The organism is Myroides sp. DW712 (assembly GCF_046557355.1).
GTDB lineage: Bacteria > Bacteroidota > Bacteroidia > Flavobacteriales > Flavobacteriaceae > Flavobacterium.
In genome coordinates this window covers 166,383-183,246 of the sequence record NZ_JBKFDO010000008.1, presented here as the reverse complement: position 1 = coordinate 183,246, position 16,864 = coordinate 166,383, and the positions used below count along the sequence as shown (strand labels likewise).

Sequence of the window (16,864 nt, the reverse complement as noted above, 5' to 3'; positions counted from 1 at the left end):
TTTAATTCTTCAACTTTTGTAATATTGAAATGCTCTACCAAATACGCTGGTAGGATTAGTTTTAGTATTTCTTTGCTATCCATCATCATGCAAAGATATTATTTTACAACTTCCTCCCCAACTTTTGCGTTTGATCCGTACTGTCAACTGTCAACTGTAAACAAAAAAGCGAAACCTAGGTTTCGCTCTTTTATTATTTCGTTAAAGTTTCGTATTTATACTCCTCCGCTTTGATGTCAAATTCTAAATTGGCAATTTGTGTTTGGTATTTGTGCAATTTAGTTTTGATTTTTAATTCTTGTACGGGAGCAATCTTTCCTAAAGCCATATCGCGGTTAAAAGCGTCGTTTTCTTTGTTGTATTTCGCTTTTGTCTTGTTTAGCTTGTCTGTAGTCTTTTGGATCTTTTTTTGGCTCTTAGCGATCTCTTTTTGCTTTTTGAGTTCTGCTTTGCGTTCGCGTTCAATTTGTTTTTGTTCTTGGTTGAAGGCTTTTAATTCATCTTCCGTCATCATCGGAACTTCTTCTACTGTACTTTCTATTACTGTTACTTTAGGTACTTCAGGTAATACGGTTGCTGCTTCTTCTTTTTGTACTTCTTGTGCCTGCATTGCTGTTGAACCTAAAAGGATCATACCAGCAAGTAAAAATGTTTTTTTCATTTTTTCTTTTTCTCTATTTTGATTCTATTGTTGTTCGCGTTTTTTTTTACCACTCATTAATTCTATTAGCATCTAATTTCAAGAAGATGAATAGCAATAAAGTAAAGGCAATTAAACTTGATCCTCCGTAGGAGAAAAAGGGTAAGGGAACCCCAATGGTAGGAAATAAACCAACTAACATGGTAATATTAAAAGCGAAGTGAATGAATAAGAAACTCACCACGCAATACCCGTAGACTCTGTTAAATCGTTTCTTTTGCTTTTCTGCTAGATAAATCAAGCGGAAAAATAAGCAAAGGAATAAGACGATTACGGTAGTAGAACCTACGAATCCCCATTCTTCTCCAATGGTCGTAAAGATATAGTCCGTATGCTGCTCTGGTACGAAGCCACCCTTGGTCTGGGTACCTTGTAAATAGCCAGTGCCATACCATCCCCCAGAACCAATCGCAATTTTCGATTGATTGAGGTTGTATCCTTCGGCCTGAAGATCTACATTCTCACCCAGTAAAACGTTTATTCTATCCTTTTGATGGGGTTCTAGTACGTTGTCGTACACGTAATCAACCGATAGAACAAAACCGCACATTATGGTGGCTAAAATAAGATAAATAAAGGGGTTTCTATTGATGTTTTTGTTAAAGTAATAATGGAGCAAAGTCAATACTACAATGGTTGTAATAATAAGGGAAGGTTTCACAATCAGAGCCGAAACAAAGAGAGCAATGGTTATAAATGCCGACCATAAATACCAAGAAGGCAATCCTTCACGGTACAGAACAAAAATCAAGGAGGCGAATAACATGGCACTTCCTGTATCGTGTTTTAGAATTAACAAGGTCGGAATACCAATGATTACAAATGCAGTTACCTGTTCTTTTAATGTTTTGAGGGTTCCTTGGTTGTCTGAAAAGTATTTGGCTAACAACAGGGCGGTGGTGGTTTTGACAAATTCCGAGGGTTGAATTCCTAATCCTCCAATTTGATACCAATTGGTTTGTCCTTTGACAGACTTCCCAAAGACGAATAGTCCTAAGATAGAGAGAACGCCAATAATGTAAAAGATTAAGGCGTACTTTTCATAGAACTTCGTATCCAAAGCCAGAATCAAAATGATTAAAGGAATGCAGGTTAAAATAAAGATTAATTGTCTTCCATAGATTTGACTAAAATCAAAAATATTGGCATCTTCACTAGGTAATGAGGTGGAGTATATATTTACCCATCCCAACACTACTAGGAGTAGATATAACAAAATTGTTATCCAGTCAATATGTTTTTGTACGCTCCCGCTTCTCATTATTTTTTCTGCTTATCCGCTAAATTGTATAGTTGTAAAACTTTGTTGTATTCACTTTCTAAACTTCCTTCAAGCATGCGTCTTTCCAAATCAGGACGTGCAATTTCAGGAAGTAAATATTTTTGAAGCATTAAACTGGTAATCGGTGCTGCCCATCGCGCACCCCAAACTCCATTTTCAATAAAAACGGCAATCACAATTTTAGGGTCATCAACGGGTGCAAAAGCAACGAAAACCGAGTGATCAGCTAATTGATAACGCTTGCCATTGATACGCGTAAAGTTTTCTACCGTTCCTGTTTTTCCCGCCATCTCTAGCTGAGGAACAGCTACGCTACGCCCTGTACCAATGTGGAATACTTGGTTCATCCCTTGAATAATCGGTTCAAAATATTTAGCGTCAATGGTTGTTACTTGTTTCGTAACAAATTTTTTATCAATATTGTGATCTTCAATACTCTTGATAATATGAGGGGTGTAATAATACCCGCGATTAGCCACAGCTGCAGCCATATTAGCTAATTGCATAGGTGTCATAATTACCTCACCTTGTCCAATGGCATTGGAAATCGTGGTGGTACTTTTCCAGCCTTTGTTGGGATACCAACGATCATAATAAGCGGAATTGGGAATATGCCCTTTGCGACCTTCTGGTAAATCATAGCCTAAAAATTGGCCTAACCCAAAACTTTCTAAATGTTTGCTCCAACGATCAAGCCCTTCGGAAGGAGTCTTGTATTTTTCAATAATCTTTTTATACGTTTGGGCAAAATACGTATTACACGATAAAGCAATCGCGTGTCGTAAATTCCACGTTCCAGAATCGTGACAACCCATCCAAGCACCACGTCCATAATAAAACCCTCGGTTGCAGGAAAAGGCAGAATGCTCTGTAATAACGCCTTCTTGTAAGCCAATTAATCCCGTTAAGATTTTAAAGGGTGAACCTGGCGAATACTCTCCAGACAACACGCGATTGTATAATGGTTTGGCTAAGGAATCATTGTATAATTTGGTGTAATTTTTGGATCGTTCTCGACCTACCAATAAAGCGGGATCATAGGTGGGTGCGTTGACTAAGGCTAAAATTTCTCCTGTTTTTGGTTCTATAGCTACAATTCCTCCTCGTTTATTTTGCATTAAAAGCTCGCCATAGGCTTGTAATTCATAGTCAATGGTCAAGGTAATATCACTTCCTTTGATGGAAATAGTATCATATATACCGTCTTTAAAAGATCCAATTTCACGGTTAAAACGATCGCGTTGGATATACTTTACTCCCTTGGTTCCACGAAGGATGTCCTCATATTGTTGTTCTACCCCTTGAATACCGATTAAATCTCCTGATCGATAGTAGGGGTTTCGCTTAATATTGTCCTCATTTACCTGACGGATATAGCCAAATACATTAGCTCCCGCATTCACTTGATAATCACGTAAGGAACGCTTTTGAACGTAAAATCCATTAAAGTGACGGATTTTTTCTTGAAAAGCAGCGTATTCAGATTTGCTTAACTGCGCTAAAAATACAGAAGGCAGTCGGGGGCTATATACCGTTGCTTTTTGAAGTTTGCTGGTAAACTCTTCCAAAGTCACGTCAAGTAATTTACACAATGCGAGGGTATCAATGTCTTTTACCTCTCTTGGTATAACCATAATGTCATACGAAGGTTGGTTGGCGACTAATAATTTGTTGTTGCGATCGAAGATATATCCACGCTCTGGATATTCATATACGATTTTTAAAGCGTTGTTTTCTGATTTTTTAATATAGGTATCATCTACGACCTGTAAATAGAACAGTCGAATAAGAATGGTTATAGTTACTGCAACTATGATAATAGGGAGTAATAACTTTCTCATCGTTTAGATGGTTTGATCAGATATAAGATTAATATACAGCTAACTAAGGTTGCTACAGTGGTTAGTAAAGTACGCAATAAGATTTCCAAAATAAAATTAAAACGCAGGAATTCCAAGGCAAATAGCACAATGTGATGAATAACGACAGTAATGATTAAGTAACCTAATACTTCCATGGAGGAAAATAAATCTTTGGTTACTTTTCTATAGATATTGAGGTTGTGATATTGATAACTAATACCAAATGAAAATTTAAGAACTAAAGGCCTACTAAAGGCAAGAATCAACGAAGCCGCTGCGTGGACTCCTCCCGAGTTTTCAAACATGTCAATGGTTAATCCCAAGAGAAAACTGGAGATATAAAACAAGGCTTTATTTCCATCAGTTGGATAGAGCACAATAAATAGAAGGTACGGGAATGGATTGATAAATGAAAATAAATCCAAGTTGTTAAACACTAATATTTGTGTGATTAGCAGAATAACAAAACGCGAAATATTGGAAATAGTACTATTCATTGCGGGTAGCTTCTTCTAGTTCGTTAATCTCTTCTTTGTCGTTGTTTTTAATCACATAAACATACCCAAGGTTGGTCATGTCATTAAAAAGTTTGACTTCAATGGTAAAGTAATTCGAGCTTTCTGTTGTATACGCTTTTTCGATAGTACCAATGGGAATGTTTTCAGGGAAAATATCAGAAATACCTCCCGTAACGATGGTGTCTCCTTGGAAGAGTTCTGCAAGGCGAGGAATATCATTCAACTGCACGTATCCTGTGCTTTTGCCATCCCATTGCAAGGTTCCAAAGTGATTAGACCCCTTGATCTTGGCATTAATCTTAGATTTCGCATTTAAGATACTTTGTACAGTAGAGTACTTAGTCGATGATTTCTGAATGATTCCGACCACCCCATTGCTATTGATTACTCCTAAATCTTTAGTAATCCCTTCTCGTTCTCCTCCTTTGATGGTTAGATAGTTCTCTTTGGTGTTGAATTCATTCTTGATGACTTTAGCTACAATTACGTTGTAAATGTCATCTTGTGTAGAAAGTAAAGGCAATTCAATCGGAATGGTATCATGAACCAAAGCCGCAGTAAAGACTTGTTTTTTTAGGAGGGCATTTTCTAGAACCAAGGCGTCATTTTCAGTTTTCAGACGCATGTATTCCTTCAAATTATTTACATTTTCATAGACGTAACCTGTCACACCATTTGCCGAACTAATAAACGAACTCTTGTGAAAAGTATGCGTTCGAAGTACCAGGGCAAATGATATAACTAAAAGCAGCAAAAACAGTAACTTGGTACTGTTTTTTATAAAGAAATTAATTATTTGCTGCATAGGTTAGTTTATTTTATCAATACACTTTTGTATTTGTCAATGTTTTTGATTGCGAGTCCTGTTCCACGTACAACGGCACGTAAAGGATCTTCAGCAATATAAACAGGTAAATCTGTTTTTTGAGAGATTCGTTTGTCTAATCCTCTTAACATCGATCCTCCACCTGCAAGGTAGATTCCGGTGTTGTAAATATCAGCTGCTAATTCTGGAGGCGTTTGAGAAAGCGTTTCCATTACCGCATCTTCGATACGTTGTATTGATTTATCTAAAGCTTTTGCTATTTCGCGGTACGATACAGTTACCTGTTTTGGTTTTCCTGTTAATAAGTCACGTCCTTGAACCAGCATATCTTCTGGAGCGGTTTCCAAATCTTCTGTCGCGGCTCCTGTTTGAATTTTAATCTTTTCTGCTGTACTTTCTCCAACAAATAAGTTGTGTTGGGTACGCATATAGTAAATGATGTCATTGGTGAATACGTCACCCGCAATTTTCACGGATTTGTCACATACGATACCCCCAAGAGCAATAACTGCAATTTCAGTTGTTCCTCCTCCGATATCAACAATCATGTTTCCTTTCGGCTGCATGATGTCAACGCCAATACCAATAGCAGCAGACATAGGTTCATGTATGAGATAAACCTCTTTACCATTTACACGTTCACACGATTCTTTTACGGCACGCATTTCTACTTCCGTAATCCCTGAAGGAATACATACCACCATGCGCAAAGCTGGGGTAAACATTTTTTTTCTCAGTGCAGGAATGCTTTTGATAAAGAGGCTTATCATTTTTTCTGATGCATCAAAATCAGCAATAACTCCGTCTTTTAAAGGGCGTATTGTTTTGATATTACCATGCGTTTTCCCTTGCATCAAACTCGCTTCTTTTCCAACGGCGATAATTTTTCCCGTTGTCCTATCTCTAGCAACGATTGATGGGTTGTCAACGACAACTTTGCCATCGTGAATGATAAGGGTATTCGCAGTGCCTAAGTCAATTGCGATATCTTCCGTCATGAAATCAAAAAATCCCATAGATATAAAAGGCTTTTAGAGTTAATATTTTTGTTGTTTTACAAAATTAGTAAATTAATGTTTAAAATGACGAATTCCAGTGAAAACCATTGCGATTTTATTTTCATCACAATACGTAATACTTAAATCGTCTTTAATTGAACCTCCTGGTTGGATAACTGCTGTAATTCCAGCGTTTCCAGCAATCTCCACACAATCAGGGAAAGGGAAGAAGGCATCGCTAGCCATAACTGCTCCTTGTAGGTTGAATTCGAATGAATTAGCTTTTTCAATAGCTTGACGTAAGGCATCCACTCTTGAAGTTTGTCCTGTTCCTGAAGCACAAAGTTGTCCGTCTTTCACTAAAACAATCGTATTTGATTTGGTGTGTTTACAGATTTTTGAAGCAAATAATAAATCATTTACTTCTTGGTCTAAAGGAGCTATTTTAGTAACGGTAGTCAAGTGATCTTTATTGTCAGTCACGTTATCTTTATCTTGTACTAAAATTCCATTTAAACATGTGCGAACGTGTTTAGCAGGAAGGTCTATTTCGTTTAGAATTAAAATAATTCTGTTTTTCTTTTCTTTTAATATTTCAATCGCAGCTGCTTCATACGCTGGTGCAATCACCACTTCACAGAACAATTGGTTGATTTCTTGTGCAGTTGCAACATCGATGGTTCCATTCGCAATTAATACGCCTCCAAAGGCAGAAGTAGGGTCTCCAGCTAATGCATCTACATACGCCTCTTTCATCGTACTTCTTTGCGCAACACCACAAGCATTGTTGTGTTTTAAAATAGCAAAGGTTGGTTGCTCCCCTTTAAACTCATTCATCAAGTTCACTGCCGCATCGACATCTAGTAAATTGTTGTAAGACAATTCTTTTCCATTCAGTTTTTCGAACAATTGATCAAAATTACCGAAGAAGTGTCCTTTTTGGTGTGGATTTTCTCCGTAACGCAATTCAATTCCGTCTGCATGGCTGATTTTTAAAGTATCATCTGCTTCGTTGAAGTAGTTGAAAATCGCTCCATCATAGTGAGAAGAAACGTGGAACGCTTTGGTTGCTAACAAACGTCTCTGTGTAAGTGTTGTACCTCCGTTGTTCTCGATTAACATTTGTAAAAACAAATCGTATTCTTTTACTGAAGGAACGATTACCGTGTCTTTAAAATTTTTCGCTGCTGCGCGGATCAAGGAGATTCCTCCGATATCGATTTTTTCAATGATATCTGCTTCACTTGCTCCAGAAGCAACTGTATGTTCAAAAGGATATAAATCTACAATGACTACGTCGATTTGAGGAATATCAAATTCTTGCATTTGTTGAACATCTCCTTCGTGATCTTGTCTGTTTAAGATTCCACCGAAAATTTTTGGGTGTAATGTTTTTACTCTACCACCTAAAATTGAAGGATAAGAGGTAATGTCTTCAACTGGTACAACAGGAATACCTAAATCTTTGATGAAAGTTTCTGTACCACCCGTAGAATAGATAGTTACCTCGTTTTTGTGTAGTTCTCTTACAATAGGTTCTAATCCGTCTTTGCTAAAAACAGAAATTAAGGCCGATTGAATCTTTTTAGTTGTGTTCATTGTGTGTAATTAATTAAACGGCAAAAATAACTAATGTCTAGGTATTTATAAAGTTAATAGAGAAGTTTTTATTTTAATTTTAACTGGCGTAAATTGTTTTGCTTTTTGAAAGAAAAATAAAGGAAAGTGTAACTTTTAGACGCTTCGTCTACTAATAGAATTGTTGTTGAATTCACTGTTATGATAATATATTTTAGGCTTTTACTCAGTAGTTTTCAGTTTGCTATCAATGCATTGAGAACAAATAAACTAAGAACCTTGCTTTCGCTCTTGGGTGTGACTGTTGGGATTTTCTCTATTATTGCCGTTTTAGCAGCTGTGGATTCGATGGATCGCACCATTAGATCGGAGCTAAGTGGATTTGACCGCAATATGATTTATGTGTTTAATCATTCCTTCGGACCGTCGGAAATTCCACGTTGGAAGATTGATCAGTTTCCTAATGTTACCTATGAGGAATACGATTATTTAAAGCGAAATTTAGCAGATGTGGAATATGCCTCTTTTAATTTTTTTGTGCGCAATGAAAATATGAAGGCTGATCGCTATTATGCCAATGATGTGATTGTACGCCCGTGTAGTTCGGACATGCAATACCTCGATAATGTAAAAATGGCTAGTGGTCGCTTTTTTAACGAGTCAGAAACCGTTAATGGAAATGCTGTTATCGTGATTGGAAACGAAATTGCCAATACGCTCTTTCCGGGACAGGATCCCTTAGGAAAAAATGTTCGTTTGTATGGGCGTAAGTTTGTTGTTATTGGTGTTTTAGACAAACAAGGTGCCATTTCCATTGGAGGTGGACATGATGAAACGGCCTATATACCCGTGAATTTGTTCCGACAAATGTTTGGAGACAATATCAAGGCGTATACCCCTGTAATTGTGCTAAAACCCACAGGGAAGGTAGATATGGAGCACTTTAAGGACGATATTACCACGAAACTGCGGGCTTTTAGAGGACTAAAAGCAGGGGAGGAGACGAATTTTTTTGTCAATGTATTCGGTGGTATTATGGAGTTCTTGGATAATATTATTGGACAAATGAATATCGTAGGTTGGATTATCAGTACATTTTCCTTACTAGTTGGAGGATTTGGAATTGCTAATATTATGTTTGTTTCAGTGAAAGAACGAACTCATTTGATTGGGATTCAGAAAGCCATAGGAGCAAAGCGACAGATTATTCTTTTGCAATTTCTGTTTGAATCAATTATCCTGGCTTTAATCGGCGGATTGGTTGGGATTGCAGTGGTTTGGATTATTGCAAAAGGGGTGAGTGTATTGCTTGATTTTGATTTTGTTTTGAGCTTTTTAAATATTTTGATAGGATTGGGATTATCGATGATTATCGGACTAATTTCGGGCTATTTACCTGCGCGAACCGCTGCAAAATTAGACCCTGTAGAAGCAATTCGGTCGGGGATGTGATAAAAAAAAGTCTTCCTTTCGGAAGACTTTTTTTTATGATTAGTGTCTTAATGGACGATTTAAAATCAAATCTAAGTATAGGTTAACGTTTTTCTTTAATTCTTTACGGTGGGTAATGAAATCTAAGAATCCGTGTTCCAATAAGAATTCAGACGTTTGGAAACCTTCTGGTAAATCTTTTCCAGTGGTATCTTTTACAATACGCGGTCCAGCAAATCCAATTAACGCACCAGGTTCAGCGATATTGATATCTCCTAACATCGCGAAAGAAGCTGAAATACCTCCTGTTGTTGGGTCTGTACAAAGAGAAATATACGGAATCTTTGCATCGCTCAATTGCGTCAACTTCGCTGAAGTTTTTGCCATTTGCATCAAAGAAAAACCAGCTTCCATCATACGAGCACCCCCTGATTTAGAAATCATTAAAAAAGGAATGTTGTGCTTCAAAGAATAATCAATTCCCCTTGCGATTTTTTCACCTACTACCGATCCCATAGATCCGCCAATGAAAGCAAAATCCATCGCAGCAACAACTAATTTTTCTCCTTTTGAATTTCCAACAGCTACGCGAACAGCATCATTCAATTGCGTTTTTGCAGTCGCTTCTTTTAAGCGATCCCCATATTTTTTAGTATCCTCAAACTTCAACATATCTTTTGAAGTTAGACTCTTTGCTATTTCTTTGTAATCGCCGTTATCAAAAAGAATTTCAAAATACTCTTTACTGCCAATTCGAACGTGATAACCATCTTCTGGACTCACCCAAAGGTTTTTTTCTAGTTCTTCAGAATCTATAATTTTCCCTGTAGGTGATTTGTACCATAAGCCTTTAGGTATATCTTTTTTGTCCTCTGTTGCTGTTTGAATTCCTTTTTCTTTTCTTTTAAACCAAGCCATAAATGTCTGTTTTGTTTATACTATGTTAATAGGTTTAGCGCAGAAATTACAATGTATTCACATTGTTTAAGTCTTTAAATGCCTCTTCTAAACGAGTATTGAAAGTGATTTCTCCCTGTCTAACCCAAGCACGTGGATCGTAGTACTTTTTATTGGGTACATCCGCTCCTTCTGGATTTCCTATTTGTGTTTTTAAATATTCAATTTTAGAAGTCATATAGTCTCTTATTCCTTCTGTATAAGCAAATTGCATATCAGTATCGATATTCATTTTGATTACGCCATAAGAAATCGCTTCTCTAATTTCTTCTACTGATGAACCAGAACCTCCATGGAATACAAAATCAACTGGGTTGTGACCTAAGTTGAATTTCTTAGCAACATAATCTTGGGAATTTCTCAAGATAATTGGCGTTAGCTTTACGTTTCCTGGTTTGTAAACCCCGTGTACGTTTCCGAATGCAGCTGCAATGGTAAAACGAGGACTTACTTTGCTTAGCTCTTCATAGGCATAAGCAACTTCGTCTGGTTGTGTATATAATTTAGATGAATCTACTCCTGAGTTATCCACTCCGTCTTCTTCTCCTCCTGTAATTCCCAATTCAATCTCTAATGTCATCCCCATCTTAGCCATACGAGCTAGATATTTTTTAGAGATTTCGATATTCTCTTGAATAGGTTCTTCTGATAAATCAATCATATGTGAACTAAACAAGGGTTGTCCGTATTTAGCCATATGTTCTTCACTCGCATCTAGTAAACCATCAATCCAAGGTAATAATTTTTTTGCACAGTGATCCGTATGCAAAATAACAGGCACACCATAAGCTTCAGCTAAAGCGTGTACGTGTTTTGCTCCTGCAATAGCTCCTGCAATAGCAGATTTCTGATTTTCATTTGATAATCCTTTCCCTGCCATAAAAGACGCACCACCATTCGAAAATTGAATAATAACAGGCGCATTTAGTTTTGCCGCTGTTTCCAATACACCGTTGATTGTACTAGAACTAGTCACATTAACAGCTGGTAAAGCAAAACCTTTCTCTTTTGCATAGTTGAATATTTCTTGCACTTGATCGCCAAATGCTACTCCAGGTTTAATATTGTGTGCCATAGTCGTGTGTTTAATTTATTGGACAAAAATACTAATTATTATTTGATTAGAATGGATAATTAATACCAACATTCAGGACAGACTCTTTGAAGCTAAATTCTCCAAACCATTTGCGTTTGGAGTAAATCGAAGGATCATACGTTTTGAAGCCCATGTCTAATCGGAAGACAAAGAAACTAAAGTCATAGCGAATTCCAAAACCAGAACTCACTGCTAAATCTTTGAGTGAGCTTATCCCATTGAAGGTATAGTTTTTATCTTCCACATTATCAAAGACATTCCAAATGTTACTTGCATCAACAAAGAAGGCTCCATTCCATTTACCACTAATGTTAAAACGGTATTCTGTACTGAAGAAGAGCTTCATATTCGCTTCGTTAAAGTCGTTGATTCCTCCACTTTTTCCAGGCCCTAAACGATAGGATTGCCATCCGCGGTTATCATTAGAACCTCCAGAAAAATAGCTTCGAGAGAACGGAATTGAGTTGGCATTGCCATAAGGAACTGCCATCCCTCCAAATAGGCGTAGTGCAATAACTTGCTGACGTCCAATGTCCCAATATTTAACAAAATCTAGTTCTGTTTTGACGTATTGGGAATACTCCACGTCAAATAGCGTTCGCTTGCCTGTATGACCTTCCTTATCACTAACGCGATTCATGATTAAATCAAGTAGCCCACCTGCGGCTTCCACTTTTGCGCGAACGATATGAAAGCTATTGTCGTTAATTCCTGTTCGTGTAGAAGAATTAAAAGAAATATTGGAGGCTAAGATTAAGTTATTCTCAGAAAGACGCACTTTTCGCTCTTCTATACTGCGAATATCACGGTAATCCTCTGGAGAGATTCCCAAGGGGTTATTCGTAGCTAAAGCATCTGAAATAAAACGATTCGCCCCTTCTCCTTGTATGGTTAAGTTTTGTTCCTCATCTACATATTCACTTGGTACGTCATATTCCTTTGAAAGCTGATTTAAGGTGTTGTAAGACGATTTGTATACACTAAAATAGTTGTTCGGATTGGTGTTTCGAACATATTGAATATTGGCAACATCAACGCTAAATGAATTTTTGCGAGAAGGATACCAGCTGTAATTGATAATACCAGTGAAATTGTCTTTGTCCAAACCGATGTTGCGTTGTCGAGCAAAACCAAAACTCATTGCTGTAGTGGGTAACATGGTTTTGGGAATAATTTTATTTGAAGCAAAAGGGAATAGAAAACGGGGGAACGTCAACTTGATGTCTGTTCCATATTCAGTAACGTTAAAAAAAACATCATTGGGATTACTCATTTGTCTAGAGGATCCAATGGTTCCGCGTAAACCAAATTCTAAAATTTCAGCTCCTCTGAACACATTTCGAAACAAGAGTCCCATACTCCCTCCAATACCAAAGTCTTGAATATTAGAGTGGGTAACATCCAACGAGGGGTTGAAAGTCATCTTTTTACGAGAGGTTAGGTAAATATTGCTGATAAGGGTATTGCCCTCTGGGTCGTTGGGATCTTCTAAATACTCAATAACAGGATAATTAAAAATACGCAAGTTACTGATTGATCGAGAGGTAAGAATACGTCTTGAATCGCTAAAGGTACTTTCAGGGGTGATGAATATTGCATCTGTTAGCGCTTTGGGCTTGTATTGCAGTTTAGTTGAACTGTAGATATTAAAACCATTGTATTGAATACTGTCTAATACATACGTTTTGTTTTTTGAAACATTGTCCGTAAAAATATTGACCTTGCTAATTTGGTAAATTTTAAAGGGAACTTGTTGGAGTGTATCTCCAGATTTTACCGTTTGTTGATCGACAATCAACAAAATGTTCGCCTTGTTTTTGCTATCTAAAATAGTGTCTACTTCATAGCGAATATTAATTTCTTGGAAGTGATAAGCTCCGTGATTTCTGTAAATAGAGGTAAGGCGTTTGCGTTCCTCCTCAAAGTTTTTGACATCGAATACCGTATTGGTTTTAAGCAAACTCTTGGATTGATTGCTCTCGTATAAGGTTTTCAACTCGGGCGTACTGATTAGATAGGTAATGCTGTCTATGAGATAGGGATTACCCGTCGAAACAAAGTAGGAGTTTGTCATCTTTTGATTTCCAAGGTGTTTGGTTTCATGGGTCACTTTGGTGTCAAAATACCCTTTATTGAAATAGTAGTTTCTTAAACGAGTGAGGGATTTTTCTGTTTTTATGCTGTCGTATAGAACAGGGGGTTCTCCTGTTTTAATCAAGAAATTATTGAATCCCGCGATAATAAAAGATTGACCTAAGCGATTGACCTGCTTACGAGAAAGTAATCCTTCTAGTGCTTTATCCGTTTTTGGGTGTTTGTTTAACCAAGCCTGGTAGTTGGAGTCTGCATCTTGTCGGGCTAAGTTGTATAAATTTAAACGAAGACGAGATCCAATAACTGGAAATTTACTGTTAGGTTGTTGGTACAGCTGATTGTAAAGCTCTTCTTTGGACGTTTTTTTGTCATTGATGACAATGCTGTTCTCCATTAATAATTCATAATCCTCTGGCACATTCTTCGTTAAGGAACACGAAAAAAAACATGCAGAGATTATAAGAATAAATACTATTTTTGATAAAAAATTGCCCAACTTTATTACATCGATATATACAGATCAAAAATACATTTTTTTATGGTTACCAAAAACCAAATTAAGCGAATAAAAAGCCTTCATCAAAAAAAATATAGAAAAGAGTACCAATTATTTATTGCAGAGGGAGTTAAAGTTATCCAAGAACTCTTGCAGTCGTCTTTTGTTTTGGAACACTTATATGTAACAGATACTTGTGATTTTGGCGTTCCTGTTGATCGGATTACTCTAGTTTCAGCAGCTGATTTAAAAAAAATGAGTGCACTAACAACAACGCCTAATTGTTTAGCGGTTTTCCATTGCTTAGCACAACAACCTGTAGATTTTTCAGATTGGGTAGTGGCCTTGGACGATATTCGAGATCCAGGGAATTTAGGAACCATCATCCGATTATGTGATTGGTTTGGTATTCGTCATTTGGTGTGTTCTCCCGAAACAGTAGATGTGTATAATCCCAAAGTTATTCAGGCAACCATGGGGTCTGTTTCTCGTGTCAATATTGAATATACTGATTTGCCTGCACTTCTACAAGGTATAGAGGTTCCTATTTATGGCACTTTCTTAGGAGGGGAGAATATATATGAAATGGGGAAGATTCAACCAGGTGTTGTGGTCATGGGAAATGAAGCCAATGGGATTTCTAAGGAAATAGAACAATTGGTTACACGAAAAATTACTATTCCTCGTTTTGGAGACCTACAACAAACGGAGAGTTTAAACGTAGCGATGGCTACATCGATTGTTTTGAGTGAGTTTCGTAGAGCAGTTTTTAGTGCACCGTAAAGTTTAAGAATACCCCTTTGGTTTTCATGGAGCTAATATGCCCCGTCCAAGGACTATCAGGATTTTTATCGCGAATCAACTCATCACCCAAACCAAATACTCCACGGATAGAGGGACTAAATTTGAAATATTCAAAGTATATATCAATGCCGACTCCCAATTCATAGTTCGTCGTCCATTGCTTCATGCGCCAAACTCCTTCGTAATTATCATCGTCGGATTTGTGGTTACTGCTCAAGTTTAGGTCTGCAGAAAATCCTCCTAATACATACGGACGAATATTTCCAGTACGCATCGCAGAGAATTTAAGCAACAAAGGCAAGTGAATTAAAGTACTGCTAATGGATTTTGTACTTGAATTAGCCAATTCTTGCATGCTTGGAATGGTCTCAAGAGGTTTATTCTTGATGTAGTAATCCATAATAAAAGCACGAGGAAATTTTAAATCCCGTTTAGAATAGATTAATCCTGGTTCAAAACGCAAATCTAAATATTCCATGATGCGCAAGTTTCCTACTAGACCTACACTGAACCCCATATTAGTTGTTACTTGTATTTCCGTATTGTCGCTGCCATATTCACTGGAGAGACTTCTAATCTTATCGTAGTACTGTTTATCATAATTGAAATCAAAGTTGAGGAAATTTGTCCCCAAGTAATAGCCGTAATGGACACGTTGCTTGTCCCAATCGGGTTTGTTGCGGATTGGATTTTTTCCAAATATCCACTGTGCAGACACATTGGCTGACGTGAACAGAACAAGAAGTAAGATAAACAGTTTTTTCATAACTACTTTGAAGCAGAATATATGGTTGCTATACCCATCGTTTGCGGACGGTGTTTCACAGTCTTAAACCCAACTTTGACCAAAATATTGTTCAATTCTTGTCCAAAAGGAAAATTTTTAGCAGAATCTGATAAATATTTATAAGCATCTTGATCTTTTGAAAACATTTTACCCATGAATGGCATAATGTTTTTCGTATAAAAGAAATACCCTTGCTTAAATGGAAACTTAGTCGGAACTGAGGTTTCTAAGATAATAAAAATTCCATTAGGTTTTAATACTCTTAAAATTTCTGTTAAACCTTTTTCTAAATTTTCAAAATTTCGTATTCCAAAGCCTACTGTAATGGCATCAAAAGAATGGTCTTCAAAGGGTAAGTTTTCTGAATCTCCTTGAATCATCTCAATGCGATTATCAAGATTCAGTGCTTTTATTTTTTTTCTACCCACTTCTAACATACCCGCTGATAAATCTAATCCGGTGATTTTCTGTGCGTTGGTTTTAGATAAAAGGATAGCCATATCGCCTGTTCCTGTTGCGATATCCAATATGGTAGTAGGATTTGTCTCAGCAACTAGCTTTAATACTTTTCTTCTCCAACCTTGATCCGTCCCTAATGAGATCATTCGATTCAAATTGTCATAATTACCTGAAATTGTATCGAACATTTGCTCTACTTGTTGTTTTTTTCCAAGCTGAGAATCTTTATAGGGCGTGATATTTTTACTCATCGTGATTATTTTTAGGCAAATATAATTAATCTCTATCAAAAAGAAGGTTTCTCTTGTGGAATAAAGATAGAGGGCAAAAAAAGGGAATATCAAACTGATATTCCCTAGTATGTGTTAGAATTGGATATACATATGATAATATTCTCCACCTACAAAATCAAGTTGTTTGCCTTGTACAAAACCTAATCGCGTATAAAGTTTCATTGCACTGGGATTTTCTAAATCCACAATCAATCCCACTTGTTTGTGTTGTTGTGCTTTCGCAAAATCCGTAGCCGCTTTTAGTAAGTGACTACCTACACCTTTACCTTGTACTAGGGGAGATACAGCAACCGTGTCGAGGTAATACTCTCCACCTTCTGTTTCAGGTTCTGGAATCATTCCATTGTTGTACTTCTTTCTCATTAGGTCAAGAACAGGTTGTCTTAATTGGAGAAAGTCATCTCCATTGTATCCTGTGATGGATCCTACTACATTGTCTTCTTCATCAACAGCAACAAATGTGTTTTGATAGCTGTATAAATTATCCGGTTGTTTAAATAGTGTGGTTAAAAAATTAATCGCCTCTTCAATATCTTCTTGTTGAATGAAATTGAACACGATGTCCTCCATCGCTTGTAACATTAATTCAGGAACAACATCAAAATCTTCCTTTTGTGCAGGTCTAATGGTAAAATGCATGATTCTATTTTTTATTTGCTACAAAGTTAGGAAAGAGTTGCTAA

15 protein-coding genes are annotated in these 16,864 nt (G+C 36.9%); 2 read left to right on the top strand and 13 right to left on the bottom strand.

All coding sequences use genetic code 11. The features are described 5' to 3' along the window. Positions 1-193: 193 nt before the first annotated feature. The 7 genes from ACLJX0_RS08710 to purH are packed head-to-tail and all read right to left on the bottom strand — an operon-like array spanning position 194 to position 7,785. On the bottom strand, positions 194-661 hold the full coding sequence (locus ACLJX0_RS08710) for a hypothetical protein (protein WP_410879809.1): 468 nt from the start codon (positions 659-661) through the stop codon (positions 194-196). Positions 662-707: 46 nt separating this feature from the next. Continuing rightward, on the bottom strand, positions 708-1,961 hold the full coding sequence (gene rodA, locus ACLJX0_RS08705; protein WP_410879808.1) for a rod shape-determining protein RodA: 1,254 nt from the start codon (positions 1,959-1,961) through the stop codon (positions 708-710). Beyond that, the gene (gene mrdA, locus ACLJX0_RS08700; protein ID WP_410879807.1) at positions 1,961-3,823 is read right to left on the bottom strand and encodes a penicillin-binding protein 2; all 1,863 of its coding nucleotides are present in this window, start codon (positions 3,821-3,823) and stop codon (positions 1,961-1,963) included. Before mrdA ends, rodA begins: the two co-directional genes overlap by 1 nt. Beyond that, entirely contained in the window at positions 3,820-4,341 is a 522-nt protein-coding gene (locus ACLJX0_RS08695) for a rod shape-determining protein MreD (protein ID WP_410879806.1), read from the bottom strand. Before ACLJX0_RS08695 ends, mrdA begins: the two co-directional genes overlap by 4 nt. Beyond that, positions 4,334-5,167 carry a rod shape-determining protein MreC gene (mreC, locus tag ACLJX0_RS08690; RefSeq protein ID WP_410879805.1) on the bottom strand — a complete coding sequence of 278 codons (834 nt, stop codon included), beginning with the start codon at positions 5,165-5,167 and terminating at the stop codon, positions 4,334-4,336. The genes ACLJX0_RS08695 and mreC overlap by 8 nt, the downstream gene beginning before the upstream one ends. Before the next feature lie 8 nt (positions 5,168-5,175). Continuing rightward, positions 5,176-6,204: a rod shape-determining protein gene (locus ACLJX0_RS08685; protein ID WP_060872609.1), complete on the bottom strand. Its 1,029-nt coding sequence runs from the start codon at positions 6,202-6,204 to the stop codon at positions 5,176-5,178. 54 nt (positions 6,205-6,258) lie between these two features. Beyond that, entirely contained in the window at positions 6,259-7,785 is a 1,527-nt protein-coding gene (gene purH / locus ACLJX0_RS08680; RefSeq protein ID WP_410879804.1) for a bifunctional phosphoribosylaminoimidazolecarboxamide formyltransferase/IMP cyclohydrolase, read from the bottom strand. 180 nt (positions 7,786-7,965) lie between these two features. Between purH and ACLJX0_RS08675 the strand changes: the two genes are divergently transcribed. Further along, on the top strand, positions 7,966-9,216 hold the full coding sequence (locus ACLJX0_RS08675; protein ID WP_410879803.1) for an ABC transporter permease: 1,251 nt from the start codon (positions 7,966-7,968) through the stop codon (positions 9,214-9,216). A 39-nt stretch (positions 9,217-9,255) separates the two neighbouring features. On the opposite strand, the gene accD is transcribed toward ACLJX0_RS08675, so the two are convergent. Genes accD through ACLJX0_RS08660 form a run of 3 tightly spaced genes read right to left on the bottom strand, consistent with a single transcriptional unit; the run spans position 9,256 to position 13,799 of the window. Beyond that, positions 9,256-10,113 carry an acetyl-CoA carboxylase, carboxyltransferase subunit beta gene (gene accD / locus ACLJX0_RS08670; RefSeq protein ID WP_410879802.1) on the bottom strand — a complete coding sequence of 286 codons (858 nt, stop codon included), beginning with the start codon at positions 10,111-10,113 and terminating at the stop codon, positions 9,256-9,258. Positions 10,114-10,159: 46 nt separating this feature from the next. Further along, positions 10,160-11,227, bottom strand: coding sequence for a class II fructose-bisphosphate aldolase (gene fbaA, locus ACLJX0_RS08665; protein WP_410879801.1), 1,068 nt, complete (start codon positions 11,225-11,227; stop codon positions 10,160-10,162). A 46-nt stretch (positions 11,228-11,273) separates the two neighbouring features. Further along, the gene (locus tag ACLJX0_RS08660; RefSeq protein ID WP_410879811.1) at positions 11,274-13,799 is read right to left on the bottom strand and encodes a BamA/TamA family outer membrane protein; all 2,526 of its coding nucleotides are present in this window, start codon (positions 13,797-13,799) and stop codon (positions 11,274-11,276) included. A gap of 81 nt (positions 13,800-13,880) precedes the next feature. Here ACLJX0_RS08660 and ACLJX0_RS08655 point away from each other — a divergent pair, with 81 nt between their 5' ends. Then, positions 13,881-14,621 (top strand): TrmH family RNA methyltransferase, encoded by a 741-nt coding sequence (locus ACLJX0_RS08655; RefSeq protein ID WP_410879800.1) that lies wholly within the window; start codon positions 13,881-13,883, stop codon positions 14,619-14,621. Here ACLJX0_RS08655 and ACLJX0_RS08650 read toward each other — a convergent pair. From ACLJX0_RS08650 to ACLJX0_RS08640, 3 genes are all read right to left on the bottom strand, one after another. Further along, complete coding sequence (locus ACLJX0_RS08650; RefSeq protein WP_410879799.1) at positions 14,608-15,408, bottom strand: porin family protein; 801 nt, start codon at positions 15,406-15,408, stop codon at positions 14,608-14,610. The two genes, ACLJX0_RS08655 and ACLJX0_RS08650, sit on opposite strands and share 14 nt — an antisense overlap. Before the next feature lie 2 nt (positions 15,409-15,410). Further along, positions 15,411-16,139 (bottom strand): bifunctional demethylmenaquinone methyltransferase/2-methoxy-6-polyprenyl-1,4-benzoquinol methylase UbiE, encoded by a 729-nt coding sequence (gene ubiE / locus ACLJX0_RS08645; protein ID WP_410879798.1) that lies wholly within the window; start codon positions 16,137-16,139, stop codon positions 15,411-15,413. Positions 16,140-16,253: 114 nt separating this feature from the next. Continuing rightward, positions 16,254-16,820: a GNAT family N-acetyltransferase gene (locus ACLJX0_RS08640; protein ID WP_410879797.1), complete on the bottom strand. Its 567-nt coding sequence runs from the start codon at positions 16,818-16,820 to the stop codon at positions 16,254-16,256. Between the last annotated feature and the right edge of the window lie 44 nt (positions 16,821-16,864).

Coding starts and splice junctions, on each gene's coding strand:
- ACLJX0_RS08710 (WP_410879809.1), bottom strand. CDS start 661: ATGAAAAAAACATTTTTACTTGCTGGTATGATCCTTTTAGGTTCAACA.
- ACLJX0_RS08685 (WP_060872609.1), bottom strand. CDS start 6,204: ATGGGATTTTTTGATTTCATGACGGAAGATATCGCAATTGACTTAGGC.
- rodA (WP_410879808.1), bottom strand. CDS start 1,961: ATGAGAAGCGGGAGCGTACAAAAACATATTGACTGGATAACAATTTTG.
- mrdA (WP_410879807.1), bottom strand. CDS start 3,823: ATGAGAAAGTTATTACTCCCTATTATCATAGTTGCAGTAACTATAACC.
- purH (WP_410879804.1), bottom strand. CDS start 7,785: ATGAACACAACTAAAAAGATTCAATCGGCCTTAATTTCTGTTTTTAGC.
- ACLJX0_RS08675 (WP_410879803.1), top strand. CDS start 7,966: ATGATAATATATTTTAGGCTTTTACTCAGTAGTTTTCAGTTTGCTATC.
- fbaA (WP_410879801.1), bottom strand. CDS start 11,227: ATGGCACACAATATTAAACCTGGAGTAGCATTTGGCGATCAAGTGCAA.
- mreC (WP_410879805.1), bottom strand. CDS start 5,167: ATGCAGCAAATAATTAATTTCTTTATAAAAAACAGTACCAAGTTACTG.
- ACLJX0_RS08640 (WP_410879797.1), bottom strand. CDS start 16,820: ATGCATTTTACCATTAGACCTGCACAAAAGGAAGATTTTGATGTTGTT.
- ubiE (WP_410879798.1), bottom strand. CDS start 16,139: ATGAGTAAAAATATCACGCCCTATAAAGATTCTCAGCTTGGAAAAAAA.
- ACLJX0_RS08655 (WP_410879800.1), top strand. CDS start 13,881: ATGGTTACCAAAAACCAAATTAAGCGAATAAAAAGCCTTCATCAAAAA.
- ACLJX0_RS08650 (WP_410879799.1), bottom strand. CDS start 15,408: ATGAAAAAACTGTTTATCTTACTTCTTGTTCTGTTCACGTCAGCCAAT.
- ACLJX0_RS08695 (WP_410879806.1), bottom strand. CDS start 4,341: ATGAATAGTACTATTTCCAATATTTCGCGTTTTGTTATTCTGCTAATC.
- accD (WP_410879802.1), bottom strand. CDS start 10,113: ATGGCTTGGTTTAAAAGAAAAGAAAAAGGAATTCAAACAGCAACAGAG.